General features: G+C 43.2%; 12 protein-coding genes and 3 pseudogenes. 7 read left to right on the top strand and 8 right to left on the bottom strand.

The window, feature by feature from the left end; all coding sequences use genetic code 11:
• Positions 1-55 precede the first annotated feature (55 nt).
• Positions 56-1,711: a glycosyltransferase family 39 protein gene (locus BJP37_RS27655; RefSeq protein ID WP_075903671.1), complete on the bottom strand. Its 1,656-nt coding sequence runs from the start codon at positions 1,709-1,711 to the stop codon at positions 56-58.
• 207 nt (positions 1,712-1,918) lie between these two features.
• Between BJP37_RS27655 and BJP37_RS27650 the strand changes: the two genes are divergently transcribed.
• Both BJP37_RS27650 and BJP37_RS37590 read left to right on the top strand, forming a co-directional pair.
• Positions 1,919-3,634 carry a hypothetical protein gene (locus BJP37_RS27650; RefSeq protein WP_075903669.1) on the top strand — a complete coding sequence of 572 codons (1,716 nt, stop codon included), beginning with the start codon at positions 1,919-1,921 and terminating at the stop codon, positions 3,632-3,634.
• A gap of 775 nt (positions 3,635-4,409) precedes the next feature.
• Positions 4,410-4,658, top strand: a complete 249-nt coding sequence (locus BJP37_RS37590; RefSeq protein ID WP_143727829.1) for a hypothetical protein — start codon at positions 4,410-4,412, stop codon at positions 4,656-4,658.
• Between the two features lie 90 nt (positions 4,659-4,748).
• On the opposite strand, the gene BJP37_RS27645 is transcribed toward BJP37_RS37590, so the two are convergent.
• The 3 genes from BJP37_RS27645 to BJP37_RS27635 all read right to left on the bottom strand — a co-directional run bounded on the left by BJP37_RS27645 (position 4,749) and on the right by BJP37_RS27635 (position 10,228).
• Positions 4,749-7,046, bottom strand: a complete 2,298-nt coding sequence (locus tag BJP37_RS27645) for a GumC family protein (protein ID WP_081431354.1) — start codon at positions 7,044-7,046, stop codon at positions 4,749-4,751.
• Between the two features lie 546 nt (positions 7,047-7,592).
• Complete coding sequence (gene hisA, locus BJP37_RS27640) at positions 7,593-8,366, bottom strand: 1-(5-phosphoribosyl)-5-[(5-phosphoribosylamino)methylideneamino]imidazole-4-carboxamide isomerase (protein WP_070395241.1); 774 nt, start codon at positions 8,364-8,366, stop codon at positions 7,593-7,595.
• 170 nt (positions 8,367-8,536) lie between these two features.
• Positions 8,537-10,228 (bottom strand): transglutaminase-like domain-containing protein, encoded by a 1,692-nt coding sequence (locus BJP37_RS27635; protein ID WP_075903665.1) that lies wholly within the window; start codon positions 10,226-10,228, stop codon positions 8,537-8,539.
• Between the two features lie 225 nt (positions 10,229-10,453).
• Here BJP37_RS27635 and BJP37_RS27630 point away from each other — a divergent pair, with 225 nt between their 5' ends.
• Genes BJP37_RS27630 through BJP37_RS27620 form a run of 3 tightly spaced genes read left to right on the top strand, consistent with a single transcriptional unit; the run spans position 10,454 to position 13,002 of the window.
• On the top strand, positions 10,454-11,287 hold the full coding sequence (locus tag BJP37_RS27630; protein WP_075903663.1) for a DUF928 domain-containing protein: 834 nt from the start codon (positions 10,454-10,456) through the stop codon (positions 11,285-11,287).
• Between the two features lie 45 nt (positions 11,288-11,332).
• The gene (locus BJP37_RS27625; protein WP_075903661.1) at positions 11,333-11,758 is read left to right on the top strand and encodes a C6orf136 family protein; all 426 of its coding nucleotides are present in this window, start codon (positions 11,333-11,335) and stop codon (positions 11,756-11,758) included.
• A gap of 53 nt (positions 11,759-11,811) precedes the next feature.
• A complete protein-coding gene (locus BJP37_RS27620; RefSeq protein WP_075903659.1) occupies positions 11,812-13,002 on the top strand; it encodes a TRC40/GET3/ArsA family transport-energizing ATPase in 1,191 nt (396 codons plus the stop codon).
• Positions 13,003-13,043: 41 nt separating this feature from the next.
• Here BJP37_RS27620 and BJP37_RS27615 read toward each other — a convergent pair whose 3' ends face one another.
• Both BJP37_RS27615 and BJP37_RS44730 read right to left on the bottom strand, forming a co-directional pair.
• Entirely contained in the window at positions 13,044-13,448 is a 405-nt protein-coding gene (locus tag BJP37_RS27615; RefSeq protein ID WP_075903657.1) for a hypothetical protein, read from the bottom strand.
• Positions 13,449-13,936: 488 nt separating this feature from the next.
• A pseudogene (locus BJP37_RS44730) lies at positions 13,937-14,149 on the bottom strand (IS630 family transposase); the annotation flags it as partial.
• Between the two features lie 338 nt (positions 14,150-14,487).
• On the opposite strand from BJP37_RS44730, the gene BJP37_RS41610 reads away from it, so the two are divergent.
• Positions 14,488-14,703 carry a hypothetical protein gene (locus BJP37_RS41610; protein WP_198954202.1) on the top strand — a complete coding sequence of 72 codons (216 nt, stop codon included), beginning with the start codon at positions 14,488-14,490 and terminating at the stop codon, positions 14,701-14,703.
• A 97-nt stretch (positions 14,704-14,800) separates the two neighbouring features.
• Positions 14,801-15,487 carry a hypothetical protein gene (locus BJP37_RS42910; RefSeq protein WP_229415465.1) on the top strand — a complete coding sequence of 229 codons (687 nt, stop codon included), beginning with the start codon at positions 14,801-14,803 and terminating at the stop codon, positions 15,485-15,487.
• Positions 15,488-15,525: 38 nt separating this feature from the next.
• Here the strand turns inward: BJP37_RS42910 and BJP37_RS42905 are convergent.
• Both BJP37_RS42905 and BJP37_RS27595 read right to left on the bottom strand, forming a co-directional pair.
• Positions 15,526-16,335: pseudogene (locus BJP37_RS42905) on the bottom strand (IS630 family transposase); the annotation flags it as partial.
• Between the two features lie 125 nt (positions 16,336-16,460).
• A pseudogene (locus BJP37_RS27595) lies at positions 16,461-17,372 on the bottom strand (transposase); the annotation flags it as partial.
• Between the last annotated feature and the right edge of the window lie 54 nt (positions 17,373-17,426).

Raw genomic sequence — 17,426 nt, 5'->3', positions numbered from 1 at the left:
AAGGCAAAAGAAACTTGACCAATGACCAATCACTCATGACTAATGACTAATCCATCTAATCATTTTTTTTCCACAACAGAACTTTTCGTTTTTTAAAGCCAATATTTCCTTCGTATATCAGGTTAAATTTATAGTTATGATGTTTTTCAATACTAGGGCGTAGCAAGGATGGTGATGGAATATTTTCCAAAACAAAAACATCACTAAATTTACCCGATATTTTTGGTAATTTTTCTTCAGGTATTTCTGAAATATTTTTGATTTTTTTGATGAGTTGTAATTGAACCTTGGGCTCAAGCTTATGGCTCAGGGATAGAATTCGATTGTGAGTACTATCGCTGAGTACAAGGGGAGCAGGAGACTGATTAATAATATTAGCAACGTCTGCATTATAGTAGTCGCTGTACTTCGTCCACCAAGTTTCAGCTTGGACAATCAGCACACCAGATATCACACCACAACAGAGCAATATAACTGTAGTCAATCGCCATAAACGTTTTTGCCAAATACCAATCGAAAACTTACTGAGTTTCCTGGACAGTAAATAGGAAATAGTGAGTTGAATCCCGATGTAGGTTGGCAGTTGATATCGAGCAATCGTTGAGCGCATGCCTCCTGAAATCACATCTGGTAGCACTAAGGGTAGACTAGTAAATCCCATCAGGAGCAAAACAAATAGCCAAACCTGTTTTGGAGTATAGCGACAGAGAGAATATAGCCCATAAATCACTAGCACCACAATTGGTACCACTAGGTAAGTTCTCGGCTGGGTGTAGCTAAAGGTTAGGTCAAACGGGTACTCCTTGCCTAGGGGTACATCAAAAAAGCCGTAAAGTAGATTCTTCAGCCAATATCGACCCAGATCCAGGGGGGGTAATTCTTTAATCACCCATCCCCATTCCTTGCTAGCTCTGGGTTCGTTTTCCAAGAAAACAGCTAACCAAGGTGAAAATATCAACAGTGCTGCTGTGACCGCTGAGATGTAAGCAATTACCCGTTGACGCCCTTGCCAACCTGCGATGATCAGGACATAAATGCCGTGACCTAGGATAATGGGTGCTGAAAATAAATGAGAGTAGAAGGCTAGCGCTACAAAAAGGGCATAAATGCACCAACTCATCCTAGTGTTGACTCGCATCGCTCGTAACAGGGAAGCACTCGATAGCAAGATACTCACATTCCACAGACTATATTCCCGAACTTCCTGGGCATACAAAATATGGATCGGTGAAACAGCGAATAGGGACAGGGCAAGCCATGGGGTCAATGATGCTCCAAATAGTTCTAAGCACAACCAGTACAGGCAGGGTAATCCCAGCAAGCTAATTAGAGCAGGTAAAGTGCGCTTGAGTGCTAGGGAACTACCAAGCCATTGTTCCCAGAATCGGGCTAAAATATAGTAAACTGGCGGGTGTTGTGGCGCTTCTTCCCCTATAATTCGTAAGGTATTGGCGAGGCTACGGTCAGAATTAGGGGTCTGGTATTTTTGTAATTCTGTAGCGCTAATCACTTGACCAGTGTAGATATCCCCGATAATTTCTTCCGCTGAATAGCCAGCAATTCTAGAGGAGCTGAAAGTTTCATCCCCCCAGTAGACTTTGCTGTCGAGATTGGCTAAGCGAAAGACTATTCCTAAGAGCAGTAGGGTAATGCATAATAGTCGCAAGGGAGGTTGAGGTAATTTCCCTAGCTTTAATCTTTTGGTTTCCATCACACAAAAAAGTACACCGAAAAGTACAAAGGAAATTTATTAGTGTTCGTTTAATTTTGATATTGTAATTGATCGCTTTTTATTGACCGTTTCATGATTAATGTTAAGGATAATATTTCACTGCTAATAATACTTAATCTAGAAACTTACCGATAACCGTCACCCCATTATTCTATTTTAAGTGTCTCTACCCAAACACAAAAAAGTATGAATCCCCCAGCCCCGAATCCCCCTAAAAACCAAGTAATATTTTGGTTTAGCTTGAGCCTAGCATTTGCTATGGTTTACAGCCTGATCGCCCTCGAAGAAGCCTTTAGTAATCAATACATTGTACAAGATGATGCCAGACAGCATGTATTTTGGATGCAACGGTTTTTTGATCCCAGCTTATTTCCCGATGATCTGATTGCCAATTACTTCCAATCTGTAGCACCCGCTGGCTATACTACCCTCTATCGGCTGATAGGATTTGTAGGAATTCATCCCCTCTTATTGAATAAGCTACTACCGATGGTGCTAGGGTTGATTACCACTAGTTACTGTTTCCGGCTTTGTCTACAAATGCTGCCCATCCCAGCTGCAGGGTTTATCGCGTCTTTGCTCCTAAATCAAACCCTATGGATGCTGGATGATTTAGTATCAGCAACCCCTAGGGCGTTCATTTATCCCCTGCTGCTAGCATTTTTGTACTACCTATCACGGCGCTCATTGATCCCCTGTCTCGTAGTGATCACCCTCCAGGGTTTATTTTATCCTCAGTGCGTTTTCCTCTGTTGTGGCGTCCTGGTGCTGAAACTGTTGCGTTGGCGAGAGGGTAAAATCAGACTATCCTCCCAGAAGAATGACTATTGGTTTTGTGCAGCTGGGTTAGGTATGGCATTCATTGTCCTGTTGCCCTATGCTTTGACCACTTCTGACTATGGTCCAATTATCAGCGCACAGCAAGCCAAAACCATGCCAGAATTCCAACCAGGAGGGCGAGTTGCTTTTTTCGATCACAACCCATGGCATTTCTGGTTGGAAGATGCTCGCAGTGGTATATTTCCCCGAAGAAAGCGTTTACCTATAGCTGTCTGTGCTGGTTTACTATTGCCGATCTTGCTAAGATTTCCCTCATGGCTACCGTTAGTGAAGAAAGTCAAAGGGGAAACGGTACTCCTGACTCAACTGGCTCTAGTATCCCTTGGCATGTTCGTTATGGCTCATGCTGTCCTGTTCCGACTGCATCTACCCAGCCGTTACAGTAAGCATAGTCTGCGAATTGTGCTAGTCTTAGCTGCTGCGATCGCTATAACTCTATTACTCGATGCTATTATTCAAGCTTGCCAGAGGCTAGCCTTTCCTCCAATTCCAGGGAAACCAGTGTTGGGAAGAGCGATCGTTACACTCGTAGGAATGGCTCTAATCTTGTCTCCTCTTGGTTTCCATAATTTTCCCAAAACCAACTATGAGGTTGGGAGGGAACATGCCCTCTATGAATTCTTTGCTAAACAACCAAACGATATCCTGATTGCTTCACTATCAAAGGAAGCCGATTTCTTGCCAACCTTTTCTGGAAGGTCAGTCTTAGTGAGTAGAGAATACGGTATTCCCTATCATACTAACTATTACAACCAATTTCGCAACAGAGCGATTGACTTAATTCAAGCCCAGTACAGTCCAAACTTAGCTGAAGTTAAACAGTTTATTAGGCAGTACAACATTGATTTTTGGTTGTTAGATAAGGAAGCATTTAATCCAGAATATATAGCTGACAATCGCTGGATTATGCAGTATCAACCAGTAGCAGCAGAAGCTCAAGCTCGACTCAAACAAGCCATTTTTCCGGCAATTGTTAACGTAATCGATTCCTGTTCTGTTTTCGAGACAGAGGAGGTTGTGGTTTTGGATACCGAATGTCTTGCGATAACTAGTAACAGTTAAATAGGTAAGCCCAAATCAAGCTGGCAGCTATGTAAATATATGTAAACAAATCTATCTAAACATGCTGGCTTAAGGGAATAGATTGAATTTCTAGATATTTTACAAAACTTGACATCATTCCCTTCCATTAGTCAGTTTAATCATGCCTACCTATTTAATGGGTAATGAATAATTTGGCAAACCCTAGCAATTTAGGTGATCCCAGCCCTGAACGCTACTGGGTATGACACTAACTCTTGGTTTTCATCATTACTTTAAAAAGCGATCGCATCCCATTCTTCACCGAATCAATCTAACCCAAAAAAACAAAACTCAATAAATTAGGGGGTTAAACCCCTCAAGTGTTCTCAAACAACTGGGTTCAAGATTTTAGTTAGATGCCCTAAATTGTTGTTAAAGTCCATTGTTCCATTGTAGCAGGAATTACCAAATTAAGCCATCAGCACCCTACCTATCTCAGGGCTAAAACCTTGCTCTGTATCTAATACAGAAAAAGGAAGACAAGGAATACAAGGTGGACTTGGAAGAAAGACAAAATAACCAAACAAAATCATTCCCCTCTATCCTTCCTCTGTCTGTCCCCTTACTCTAAAACAAACTAAAACAAATACCTAATCCCTGGTTGAACACCACAAGCCACTCCAAAGCAATTTGGACAGGGTTAAACATCACTATCAAGACTGAGACAGGAACTATCTCAGTTTGACTACTAACGTTTACACCACAGGGAGTAAACGCTGGTTCACTCTCAACACACTACCTCTAATTTTGAACTATGAAACCCTATGCCGAGCATAATTTATGTGCCCATGTATTTTGGAATCCTTATCAGCCTAATCAACCATTAACACTCTTTTCTAAAACTGCTCACCCTGTACCGGATAAACGTTTGTATCGTAAGGGTAAACGGTTAGGCTTAACTGTCCAGGTTTCCCTAGTCGTTTTAACACTAACCTTGATGGTGTCAAGGGTGATGCTAGTTTTGTTAACATACGTATTTTCATCCCCAGCTACTGCTCACTAACTATAATGGTTAATGGTTAATTGACGATTAACCATTAACCATTAAAAAAAAGCAATCAACCATATTAGAAGTTATTAACCGGACTTCATATCATCTCATGTTCTGATCTAGAAGCTTTTTCACCTTCATGGTTGCTGAATCGGTTGTATAGTAGTCCTGATGATGATAATAGGAGCTAGTTGCGTAGTTTTCAACATCATTAGCAACAATACCTAAAAGATTAGTCCTAGAGGTTTTGAGTTCATCCAAGGCTTGCATTAGAACTGAGCGGTCAGTCTTGTTTAATCTGCCTACCAAGACCATACCATCCGTGTTAGCTGCTAGGAGGCGGCTATCGGCAAGTCCGATCACGGGAGGCGTATCATAAATAACTAAATCAAAAACAGCATTAAAATGCTCCATCAAAGTTCCCATCTTTGGTGCACATAGTAACCGAATCGGATCCTGTGCTGGGGAACCAGCAGTTAGCACATGAAGATGATCCCACATGGGCACTTGCTGGATGGCTCGGTTAGCTTTGATCCGCTTACTAAGGACATTACTCAAACCAAATTGATTGTTCAAACCAAAAATTTTATGTACCCGGGGACGGCGCAGATTTGTATCCACCAGTAGCACTCGCCGACCCATAGCAGCAGCCACTATAGCTAGGTGGACAGCAACGGTAGATTTCCCGTCTTCTGGTCTAGCTGAACTAATCACAATAGATTGGATTGGCTTATCGCAGCCCAGTAAGCCGATATTGCGATGGAGGAACCGGAACGCCTCTAAAAAGGGAGAAGCTTGTTGCAGTTTTGGCGTTGAGTTATTTTTCTGTACCTTAGGGAAGCTTGGAACAAAAGGTATACCTTTGCGGCTTGTTGATGACTTGGTGGGCTTAAGTGCTTGATGGTAAGGAATAACACCAATAAGAGGCAATTGGGTGTGATGTTTAAGTTCGTCGGGAGAGTGGAATACATGGTCTAAGCGCTCCATCAACCACCCTGTTCCTGCACCCAGTAATATACCTGCGATCGCTCCCAAAATAATCTGAAGTTCCTGATGTTGCGGAATCGGATATTGAGGCTGTTTGGGTTTGAGAATAAGTTCCCAAGAATAAGGCTGGAAGCTTTCCTTAAGCGCCAACAGAGTGTCTAATCGTTGGGTTGTCTCTGTAAGTTTCTGCCGTAAACTGGTGTACTTTGGATCTATCACCAACATCTGTTTCATGTCTTGCTCAAGACTTTCTTCTTCCTCAGCAAGAGCTTCTTGTCGTGCTTGCAAAACTGATATTTGGATGCTTTGATCTACCAGTTGTTGAGTGAGCTGCTGGTGAATTGAATTGGGTGATACCTTAGGAACATCTGTATCTGTAAGTTTGATCCCCAGTACCTGTTCAGCTTCAGAGCGTAACAGGGATAAGAAATTATACTTTTGCTGCTGTAGGGTCTTGATGGTGGGACTGTTTGGAGTATAGCGGCTTGACTCGATAGCAATCTCAGCCTCAACCTCTTCTAGGTGGTTGAGCATCTTTTGGTAGTAAGGGTTTTCAGCCAAAGTCACTTGAGCCAGAGCTAACTCCGAGGCGCGAGAGTCCTTGACCTGATTTGATGACAATCCTAGCTTTTGAGAAATGATCTGGTAGAAGGACTGAGCTTCCTTAAGCTGGATGTCAGTATCTAATTGCTGTTGCTTAATCTGGCTAATCTGAGTTGAAAGCTGCTGTTTTTGATGATCATAGTCGATTAACTTGTACCCTAGCTCCAACTTCAGCAGTTCTTCCTCCAGTCTGTCTACCTCTTGGCGTACTTGAGGCAACTCTCTATTTGCTAGCTCAAGGTCTTTGTGATGGTAACTTGCTTCTTGTTGGCGGGAGTAATTGATATAATTATCGGCAAGCTGCTTTAAAACAAAGTGAACTTTTTGAGGATCACTATCCCGGTAACGAACTTCTAAGACACTAGTTCCTTCAATATGTTTGATCCTCAGGTGATTATTCTTGACTAAAGACTTGTAGCTAGTTTTGCCATAGCGCTTGTTTATTTCCTCAATCACGGGAGTGATGAGTTTCTCACTACGCAGTACCAGCATTTGGGTTTTATAAGCCAAGGTTTCAAAAGCTGGTGTCGATTGATTTTCATCATCATCCTGTGCTGTCAGAGGCTCCAGACTGAGTCGGAACTTGCCTTCGTACAGAGGTTTCTGATTAGAGGTCCATAAAAAAATACTAGCTGTTATCGTAATTGCTACACCAGCAGCCACTAAAAAGCGACGCCGTATGATCGTCCAAATCTCCTCTAGCTTACGCCCATCCTGATAGTATTTTGAGTTTCTAGTGTGGTAGATGACGGGCTGTGAGTGGATATATTTACCATTCCCCTGTGGGAAAAGCTCTGATTTATTGCCCATCTCTATATGTGCCTTTTGATTTATTGGTTTAAGTTATGTTCAAGAGTAACTGAAGCTATGGCTAATCGCTCCCCTATCATACCTTCGGTAGTTGCCACTAACCATCAGCTCTGTAGTTAGTTTGTGTTAACAAACTAGTTTTTGACACTAGAACTGGAAAATTTTACGCAAAACTTATCAAATATCCGGATAAAATGAAGGAATGGTTAAGTTAGGGCAATAGTGTTTGCTGGTACCAAGTGACATTCATAGGTAGCACTATCTACCTATCTCCCCATTCCCTTATCCTCCTGTGTAGCTAAATAACACTTGAAGAATGGAATTGAGTTGAGTAGTATGGTCTTGAATTTAAGTTATAAATATAAAAAGGAAAAGGTCAATGGTTATAATTCCTTGCCCTTTCCCCCTTTACTAAACTTTTACAGTGTAATCAGGAAGCAGTTATACAAATTATTCTCTTAAAATATTGCCCCTGACAATGAAAAACTGATCATGGGGTATTTGGCTCGAATCAGATCAATTTTCCCTTTTTCCATTGACGAGTGATCAAGCAAAGCTAGAAAAGCCCATATCTAGAGGGATATCTTGTAACCTTCCAGGACCGACTGCTTGAATAGCTTCTTTGAGAGACATATCTCCGGTGTAAAGCGCACGACCAACAATTACACCGCTAACGCCTAGAGATTCGAGAGTAAGTAGACTCAACAGATCAGTGATTGAACTGACACCCCCAGAGGCAATCACGGGGATCGATATATGACTTGCTAGTTCCCTTAGAGCGTCTAGGTTTGGTCCAGACAGAGTTCCATCCCGGTGAATGTCGGTGTAAATAATCGTAGTTACGCCCAGCTGAGTCATTTGTTCAGCTAGGTCAATTGCTGCAATTTCTGAGGTTTCTAACCAACCGTGAGTGGCCACCCATCCCTGACGAGCATCAATACCAACTACAATCTTCCCTGGGAATTCAGTGCAAAGCTGTTCCACTAGGGAAGGGTCTTCCACCGCTGCCGTTCCTATAATGACTCTATCGACGCCTAGAGTCAACAGTTGAGTGACTCCGGAGCGGGAGCGTAATCCACCACCGACTTGCACTGGCACAGGTACCGCCTGCACAATTGCTTCGATGGCCTTAGTATTAACTGGCTTACCCAGTTTTGCACCATCCAAATCAACGACATGCAGCCTTGATGCACCTTGTTCAACCCATTGTTTCGCTACCTCGACTGGGTTATCGTTAAATATTTGCGCACGTTGGTAGTCTCCCTGGACTAACCGCACACATTTTTCTTCAAGTAAGTCTATAGCTGGAATAACATCCATGACTCAATTTCCCCCTAACCTATAGTGAACTACCCCACACCAATCCCAGCAGGTATGGTGTAGGCTTCTGACATCACAGGGGTAGCCCAAGTCTAGGAGTTACGTCCTCGATTTGCTCTTAGATCCCCTCCAAGCCACTTCTTTCCGGCTACCCTTGCTAGCAGTAGTGCTTATTGTTCGATTGAAGCACTACCACTGGGCAATTCTGCCACAATCTTAAACCGCACATGATTAATGGCTAACTCACCAATGGAAATATCTTCCTTTTTCACAGGCACCCCTTGACTCTTCAGGATTTCAAACTTAATTCCTTTACCGATCTCTATATGGTACCAGGCAAGACCCATCAAAAACCGAGTGGAATAAGGACCCCCTTCAACCGTATCATCAGCACTCGATTCCATCGGTAGCCAGCCAATTCCTGGGATATAAAATTCCATCCAAACATGATTAAAATCTGGTACCAAAGGAATACCGATTTGGTCAGGATGGGGAGGGCATTTGTAACGACCAACAGTGCGGCACGCGATACCATTAAGGCGTCCCAAAGCTAGCAATACTCCCAAATACTCCCCGCAAGACCCCACACCCCGTCGTAGCACAATGTCTGGAGTATCTATTTTAGGGGTCACGTGGTCGGAAAGTTTGTCGTAGACATAATTGCGAATACTGTAGACTTGCCGCAACAGATTCGTTTCGCTACCAATTGCTTCTTTAGCCGAACGGCGGATGATTTCTGTATCCATGGCTAACTTGTCATCATCCACCAAATAACGGTTCTGAAATTCTGGCGGTAACTCAGGCAACCCCTCCATATCCCGTGGTGTCAGGCGGTACTTGATACTCCAAACTTCTAGGAGTGCCTTCCAACCAAAGATATGGCGTTCCCCTGGCTTGAGGTTGTCAAACTTAAAGACGGCAACTTGCTGACCATCTTGAACGTCTATAGTAAAGGGTATACCCACGGGTTCGACTTTTGAGACCTTTTGTCGGTCAGTTTCCGATGGCAAGGCAATTCGCCATTCCAAATCATTCAACTCGATATCCTTGAGGGGATCAAGTTCCTCCACGTAGGACATTTCGATTAAATAGCCATTGGAGAGTGCATAGCGACCTTCCGGATTGTAGGTAAAGTGTAACGGATGAATAAAAGTGCGATCGCGATACTGCAATTCATAATTAGGATCAGCGTTAGGGTTATCCCGGATGTAAGCCTCCTCAGTTGCATAAGCAACATAGAGGGTATCGTCTCCCGTCTGGGGGTCAGTACAAAACGCTAAACCAGTAGGATTTTCAAAGGGGGTGAGTACACTGAACTGAATTTCGCCAGTTGCTCGATCAAGACAGTAAACTGTCTGTTCTTGGTCATCCGATACCCACAGTTCTTCATCACGGATTGTTATATGTTCAATGCCAACTCCGGGAGAACGCAACCGGGTAATTTCATGACCTGTATTGCTGCTATAAATAATAATATATCCAACTTTTTGACAGGTAACATAAACAGTTGAATCTTTAACAGCGATTCCGTTAGCGGTGTAAGGCAAATCAACAAAGTGTTGTAGGGTTAAATTATCATTTATCTGGCAAAAATATACACTAGATTGTAGTGTTAACCATAGGGTTTCTCCTGCCAGGGCTAAACCAGTCACACCGACCAAATCCGAGTCCCGTTCTGGATTCAAAATTGTTGTGTTATCTGTGAAGGGTTCAATTTCTAAGAGATAGCCCTTAATCGAGTCGATAGCAATTATTTTTTCTTTCCAAAATGCTATCCCTTGCAAGGAAGATGCTCCAATTGGTCGGATAGTTTTGTCGAATTTTTGTCGTTCTTTAAAAAATGAAGCTGAATTCAGAATCATGAGTAAATCAGATGAAGAACAGATAAAGATTTCGACAAGATTATAAGCTTATAGTGGCGATGTCTCAAATACCTGAAGTTATTGTTAAAATGATGCAGGTAAGGTCTGAAAACCTGATCCTCTTAGAGGGGTTACGGGTGCCTCGAAGGGCTGTTGTTCTGCCATACTTGTTACTTATCCTGCTTACTTAAGAGAAACTTGGCTCTACCAGGGAATAGTTTTATCATGGCTTGGTTAACACGTTCATCAAAATTTACGGTCTTAACGGTTGCTTTGGCTTTCAGTCTGGCAGTCAATCTTCCAGCCCAGGTACAAGCTCAGGCGAGTTCTTCCCTAGGGAGGGAACTGATTGAGAAGATACCGAACCACTGGGAAAGTATATATTTATCTGAATTTGATCCACCTCCTACAGGCGAACCCTCGGATCTCGGACGTCCTGGAGGAACTAGGGGTCCTGGAGGAACTAAGGATTCCAAATGCCAGAAATCAAACCTCAAAAATCCTGTAGCGTTGGTTCCCAGTTCTGGGATCGGAACAACGCTTGCTAAATACCCCACTTTCTCTTGGTATATGCCCTGTATGGAATCAGCATCAGGGCTATATTTAAAGTTTGTGCTGAAAGATGCCTATGGAAAGGAGCTTTACTCAGTCAAGTATCCCTTACCCCATAGGGTAAATGCTGGAATTAGGAGTATAACGCTTCCTACCTTTGTTAACCTACCTCCCTTAGAAGTTAATCAGAACTATGACTGGCAGGTAAGATTGATTGATCCCGGCGACTCGTCAAAAAATATCTATATTGATGGTGGGATCAAGCGAGTTAAAGAAGATCCAAACCTTGTGCAGGGTCTAAAGCAAGCAACCCCCCAACAGCGTGTTGCGATCTACGCAAATCATCGGCTTTGGTACGAAACATTAACGACTCTGGTAGAGTTGCGAAGGCAGCACCCCAATGACGAGAACTTGGCAGAAGCTTGGCACAAACTGCTGACTTCGGTCGGGTTAGATCCAATTGCCAAAAAACCCTTGTTTGAACAAGCCAGTAGGACTAACAACTAAATAACGAAATATAATAGGTTATTATTACCTGTATGAATACAACGTATGAATACAAATCGGTATAATAACACTCAAGACCCTTACTACCAAGAGATTCTCAGTCCTATAGCCCAAATTATCCAACAAGACTATCAAAGGTTCCCAGCTGACCAAACTTATAGCATCTACGCCTCAGACGTCTATTTTAAAGACCCCCTCAACCAGTTTCGCGGGCTTGAGCGTTACAAACAAATGATTGCCTTTATCAATCGCTGGTTCCTCGAGCCCAATCTAGATTTGCAACACATTTCCCAGTCAGGAGATACAATTAAAACCCGCTGGATTCTCAGCTGGACTACCCCATTACCCTGGAAACCGCGCATGACTATTCCTGGCTGGAGCGAGTTAAAGCTGAATGCTGAGGGGTTAATTGTTTCTCATATAGATTATTGGGACTGTTCACGCCTGGACGTAATTAAGCAGCTTTTGTAGAGTAATGTAAAGTAAATAAATGTAAACTTTTCTCAGAACAGCTGGAGCATACCATGCGCGTAATTTTGATGACCGGTAAAGGAGGAGTAGGAAAAACCTCTGTAGCCGCTGCTACTGGCTTGCGTTGTGCCGAGTTAGGCTACAAAACTCTAGTTCTGAGTACTGACCCAGCTCACTCCCTAGCAGATAGTTTCGATATTGAACTCAGTCACGAACCCCGATTAGTCCGTCCCAACCTTTGGGGAGCAGAACTTGACGCTCTGATGGAATTGGAAGGAAACTGGGGAGCGGTTAAGCGTTACATTACCCAAGTGCTGCAAGCTAGGGGCTTAGATGGGGTACAGGCAGAAGAATTAGCCGTTCTTCCTGGTATGGATGAAATTTTCGGTCTCGTCCGCATGAAACGTCACTACGATGAAGACGAGTACGATGTTCTGGTTATTGATTCAGCTCCTACTGGTACTGCGCTACGGTTACTGAGCTTACCAGAAGTCAGTGGCTGGTATATGCGCCGTTTTTATAAGCCACTACAAAGTATGTCAGTTGCTCTGAGACCTTTGGTTGAACCTTTATTCAAACCCATTGCTGGCTTTTCTTTACCAGATAAAGAGGTCATGGATGCTCCCTATGAGTTTTATGAACAAATTGAAGCCCTAGAGAAGGTACTCACTGACAACCAACAAACATCAGTGCGTCTGGTCACTAATCCTGAGAGAATGGTGATTAAGGAGTCCTTACGAGCTCATGCTTACTTAAGCCTATACAACGTTGCCACTGATCTAGTTGTTGCGAATCGGATTATTCCTGACCAAGTAACTGACCCATTTTTCCAACGCTGGAAAGAAAATCAGCAACAGTACCGCCAAGAAATTCACGACAATTTCCGCCCTTTACCCATTAAAGAAGTTCCCCTCTATTCCCAAGAAATGTGCGGTATTGAGGCGTTGGAGCGTCTCAAAGAAACCCTCTATGGTTCAGAAGATCCCACTCAAGTGTATTACCAAGAAAACACCATTAGAGTAATACAGCATAAAAATGAGTACAGCCTAGAACTCTATCTACCTGGTATACCCAAAGACAAAATACAGCTTACTCAAACAGGAGATGAATTGAATGTTCGCATTGGTAACCATCGGCGCAATTTAGTCCTCCCCCAAGCTTTAGCAGCCCTAAAACCTTCAGGAGCCAAGATGGAAGAGGATTATCTCAAAATCAAATTTGCCACTGGTGCAGTTAAGATTTGATCATGCCTTGTAGAATTGGAGTCAATCTACACAGCAGTAAATTAACCCTTTCCTAGATCCTGAGCCATTTTGCGGAACTGATCCATGCTTGAGTCAGGACGACGGCGTTGAGAGCTTACCTGACCGTTTTGTTCTAATTTAGCTCCAGACTGGGAACCAGGCTCAGAGGTGGCCATAGGTGTCTGATTTTGGGAAAGGGTTGCTTTATCCGTAGCAGAGATCTGCTCTACCACTTCACCGCTTAAAATAGCAGTTTTGGTCTTGGGATAGGATTTCTTGACCTTAACACTGCTGCGCATGTAGTCAATGTTTCCCATTGTTTTGGCTTGATCTGTGTCCAAGAAATACTCTTTGGACTGGTTAGCTTCTATAGACTGTGCCATATCCTGGCGGTCCTCATCAACGTACTTGGTCTGAGAGTTGAACAAATTGCCAAAGAGTCCCATAGTTAATTTTTCCTGCCTCTAGGTAGTCTCTTGTTACTTTATGTTAAATATTATAAATATTTATATCACAAATCTTCTTTAAAAACTGATATCAACACAAAAAAAACCAGCCACTGACAGAGAATGTCCTCTGTCAGTGGCTGAGGGAATTAGTCAGGGTGCATTTAGTACTTCTGTATCTAGTACTTCTCTATCCCGCTGGGTTGTCACCCAATCAGGCAGCCAAATTAAAGATGGGGTGGAACCCCGCGCTTATTCAAAGCGGTAGGGAACGCACACCAAGAGAGTGATTGCTTACAGGGCAGATGCCTAGGGCATATCGCCACCACTGGCTATAAGTTTAGAGACACCTTATTTGTAGGCTAGAATACTTAGTTGATATTTAGCGTCATCCGCTCTTTAGCCTCACATCTCAATGCTACCCCATGAGTGTGAGATGAATCGCGCACAGGAACTGTGTTGCATAGGTTGAAAAATGCTATACTTCGTCAGGTCATAGCTTTTACTTTTTCAAAGGACTGGAATCGTAAAGTCAACAGAGAATTAAGAGTTTCGTGATCAGTTGTATGACATTGCTCCAAACACACAGATATGGCGGCTTTGAAGGCTCCAAAATCAGGGTAGTAAATTGAGTATAAACATTGCTTCTTCACAAAGAACCACAATCCCTCGATTAGATTTAGATTGGGTGAATAGGGTCGAAGATAGAGTAATTAAATCAAGAGGGATTGGGCCTGGCTGCCTGACACAAGTGGCTCAAAGCACGCAATTACATGGTTTATGAGAAAAAGGGCAGAGTGTTATGCTGACGCTAGAGCCATTACACAACTAGCAATTTGAGCATGTCTTACTCTACCCAATTTCATGATCAACTAATGAGCTTTTTGCGTCAATACAGCCGCGCTCCGCGATCTGCGTCATATCAAAGCTCTAGCTTGGATGGTGTTCGCGTAGCGTGGCCTTTTGGCCAGTGCCTTAATCTGTAGTGGCCAGTTTTGCCAACCGGCCTGGGAGCCTTATGTGCCGAGTCGTGCCAAACTTGCCCAAAGTTTTGAACGCGCCTTGGCAGCGCTTTTTGAGCAATACTCGCCATTTGTGTGAACTCGCGCTTATTTTCCGCGCTTTTTTACTCGCCTTATTTGATTGGCAGTCCCACCGTCTATATCTTGCCCTCGATACCACAGTCTTATGGAATCGCGCTCTGTATGATTCATCTATCGGTGGTCTGTTGTGGTCGCGCCGTACCATTTCTTAGGCGGGTACTGGAACACAACAGCGCGGCCGTAGCCTTCGATACATATCGACCCAAGTTACGTCGAAGCCAGTGGCTATGAAGTCAACATCCTGATGTGATGTTGAAAGCCCATCGGGGCAAAGCAAACCACGATCTGATCAGTTGGTTACAAGCTAGCAATTGGCACTACTGCCTACGATTGCCCTGTGATGTACTGCTTCATGGCCCCCATCGCTATCCCGTTGAAGTCAGCTATCTGTGGCCACCATATGGAGTTGCTGTCTTTTATCGTAATGTTGGTCTATGGCTTGATGGGGTACATCGTTGTAATCTTGTATTAGCCAACGTCAAAGGGGTCTTCGAGCCCTGGGCCGTTATTACCGATGAGCCTCCCACCTTACTTTCTTTGTGGCAATACGGTTTGCGGTTTAGGGTAGAGGAACTATTTTTAGATAGCAAATCAGGAGCCAATGAAGCTCGAAGACTCTCGCATTCGCTCAGCTGTTGCACGCTTAGCGGCTTATGCCCGTGGCTGCTGTGGCCCTGCTTTACGCCACAACCCAAGGCATGGCTGTTCAATCTTGTTGGCGATAGGCGACAGGTAGATCCCCATTGGTTTCGAGGCCTCAGCTATCTCAAAATTGGTCTGCGTTGGCTCAAGGGCGTAGTCAATAAAGGTCGGCTACTTTTAACGCCAGTACCATTGTTGCCAATAGATCCACAACCATGCTTTGCTAGCCATCAAGCCAAGTCTGATTACTACGACCAGATCTGGTTTTCGCGCATCCGGTCATGGAGCGTGTAGAACCTGATCAGCCTAGTTTTCACACAGATGTGTCAGGCAGTCAGGGATTGGGCTCGTTCAAAAACAAGGGCACATTTCTGATATCGGGCATTGTCGAGTACTAAGGTAATCGGGACCGTTAAGTTGAGAGCAGCTAATTGTCAGAGCAGTTCACTTTCGCTATGAGCATTGATGTATGCCTCATTGGTCACGGTAATTAATTCATGGGTGATGGCGTTGAGGGCACCGAGCACGTTGAACCGTTGCCGAAAGACCGCTGATTTGACAAACTTTCGCTCTTTGCACCAGACCCATCCCAGATCGGCTCCCAAAACAAAGTGGGCTGCATCCACTTTGAAAACGGCTCGTTTCCCTGCTTTGGCTTCCTCATTACGAGGCTCAAGTTCTTTTTTTTAAATGCCTCTTGTCCTAGGGGGGTCAGCTTTGGCTGGCACAACTCCAACTCGGCAACAACTCATACCCATAGACAAAAGAAACTTACGCACTTGCTCGCGACTGCGTTCAATCCCAGTCAATTCCTTAATTTGAGCGGCTGCTTGGGCCAGGGTAAGGGGCGGATGTTCCCAAAAGTGCGCTTCGAGGGTCTTCTGATGCTGCTTCAATTCACTTTGGGGGCGGTAGAACTTCAAGTGTTTGAGTTGCTCAATCCCACCCGCTTGATATTCACGCAAATACTTCACCAAAGTCGGTTCACTGATCCGAAGCAATTGAGCGATTTGCCCATGGCCCAGGCCCTGACTTTTGAGATATACCGCTTCCATTTTCCGTTGCACTCGTGGATGGGGGTGATGGAAGCGTTCATAGTGTAGGGCTTCAATATCGCTGGGGGTAAAGGTTAAGTTAATCAAGTGCTTCACAACGGATTCAACGGTTGTGTTCAGTATAACCTTTGAAAAAAGCTAAGTCTATGGCCTGATCAAGTATATCCCTCTTCTGTCACTCTCCGAATTCAATGATTAACAAATAAGTCAGATTATCCAGAATTAAAAAAGAATTGATATTGATTAATCTCACTAATTAGCTGATTCAATCCCAGCAATAAGTTACTATTCGGCAAAATATCTAACCAGGGAAAAATAATCCATAACATCATAATGGGTTGAATCAGTAAACGAAAATTGTTTAACACATTCTTCCATCCACCCTTATGATTCCATTGTTGATGATTACTCACCTGGATATCATCAGCATCTCTCACCTTATTGGCCACTTCTGTCGATTTCTTTAAAGATAAAAAAGCTGGAGAATTTAAACTAATCATGGTGTACACACAAAAAAGTATTTCCCACCATTTTTCGATATCCTTAAACTTAGTAAAACGGGAATCTGTCCATCCTAATTCTTGTTTACACTGACGAAAAGCATACTCTACCCATGTTCTTAATCCATACAAATCTCCCAAGATTTTCTTGAGATTACCTTTCAAATTAGTCATCACAAAAGATGTTCCCTTCTCTGGCATAGTTTTTGGGTCTGTGGTTATTTCCCAGTAAGTTATGGCTCTCTTTTTTCCATAGACTATTTCTCTAATGTATCTAGTTTCTGATTTTTGATTACTAAATGTTCTGGTAAATTTACACCACTTATTCGCTCTAACCCTCTGTGAGCTTGGCATCCAGACTCCATGATTACTCCTAATTGCTACTACATAAGACAATTTATTTTTCTCTAATGTTCTAATAAACTGGCTACTTTCACCATAGAGACTATCCGCTAATACTCGTTCTATATTTAATCCTTCCTCTACTAATTATTCTAGGATTTCTGAGGCTAACTCTATTTTAGTTTTGTACTTATCTTGCCCTTTTAATGTTCCTCTTGGTTTGAAGATTTTGCCTACCAATGGAAATGTTATATTTTGATACACCCCGTAAGCATTAACTGCTGACTGACTGACAAAAGGCGGTCACTGTTTTGTCAAACTGTTTGTCAGATGGAT

This window comes from Moorena bouillonii PNG, assembly GCF_001942495.1.
GTDB classification, from domain to species: domain Bacteria; phylum Cyanobacteriota; class Cyanobacteriia; order Cyanobacteriales; family Coleofasciculaceae; genus Moorena; species Moorena bouillonii.
This window is presented reverse-complemented; position numbering and strand designations above follow the sequence as displayed.

Bases quoted from the DNA above. Each gene is read 5' to 3' on its own strand.
- BJP37_RS27630 (WP_075903663.1), top strand. From the start codon at position 10,454: ATGGCTTGGTTAACACGTTCATCAAAATTTACGGTCTTAACGGTTGCT.
- hisA (WP_070395241.1), bottom strand. From the start codon at position 8,366: ATGGATGTTATTCCAGCTATAGACTTACTTGAAGAAAAATGTGTGCGG.
- BJP37_RS27655 (WP_075903671.1), bottom strand. From the start codon at position 1,711: ATGGAAACCAAAAGATTAAAGCTAGGGAAATTACCTCAACCTCCCTTG.
- BJP37_RS27625 (WP_075903661.1), top strand. From the start codon at position 11,333: ATGAATACAAATCGGTATAATAACACTCAAGACCCTTACTACCAAGAG.
- BJP37_RS37590 (WP_143727829.1), top strand. From the start codon at position 4,410: ATGAAACCCTATGCCGAGCATAATTTATGTGCCCATGTATTTTGGAAT.
- BJP37_RS27635 (WP_075903665.1), bottom strand. From the start codon at position 10,228: ATGATTCTGAATTCAGCTTCATTTTTTAAAGAACGACAAAAATTCGAC.
- BJP37_RS27620 (WP_075903659.1), top strand. From the start codon at position 11,812: ATGCGCGTAATTTTGATGACCGGTAAAGGAGGAGTAGGAAAAACCTCT.
- BJP37_RS27645 (WP_081431354.1), bottom strand. From the start codon at position 7,046: ATGGGCAATAAATCAGAGCTTTTCCCACAGGGGAATGGTAAATATATC.
- BJP37_RS27615 (WP_075903657.1), bottom strand. From the start codon at position 13,448: ATGGGACTCTTTGGCAATTTGTTCAACTCTCAGACCAAGTACGTTGAT.
- BJP37_RS42910 (WP_229415465.1), top strand. From the start codon at position 14,801: ATGTTGAAAGCCCATCGGGGCAAAGCAAACCACGATCTGATCAGTTGG.
- BJP37_RS27650 (WP_075903669.1), top strand. From the start codon at position 1,919: ATGAATCCCCCAGCCCCGAATCCCCCTAAAAACCAAGTAATATTTTGG.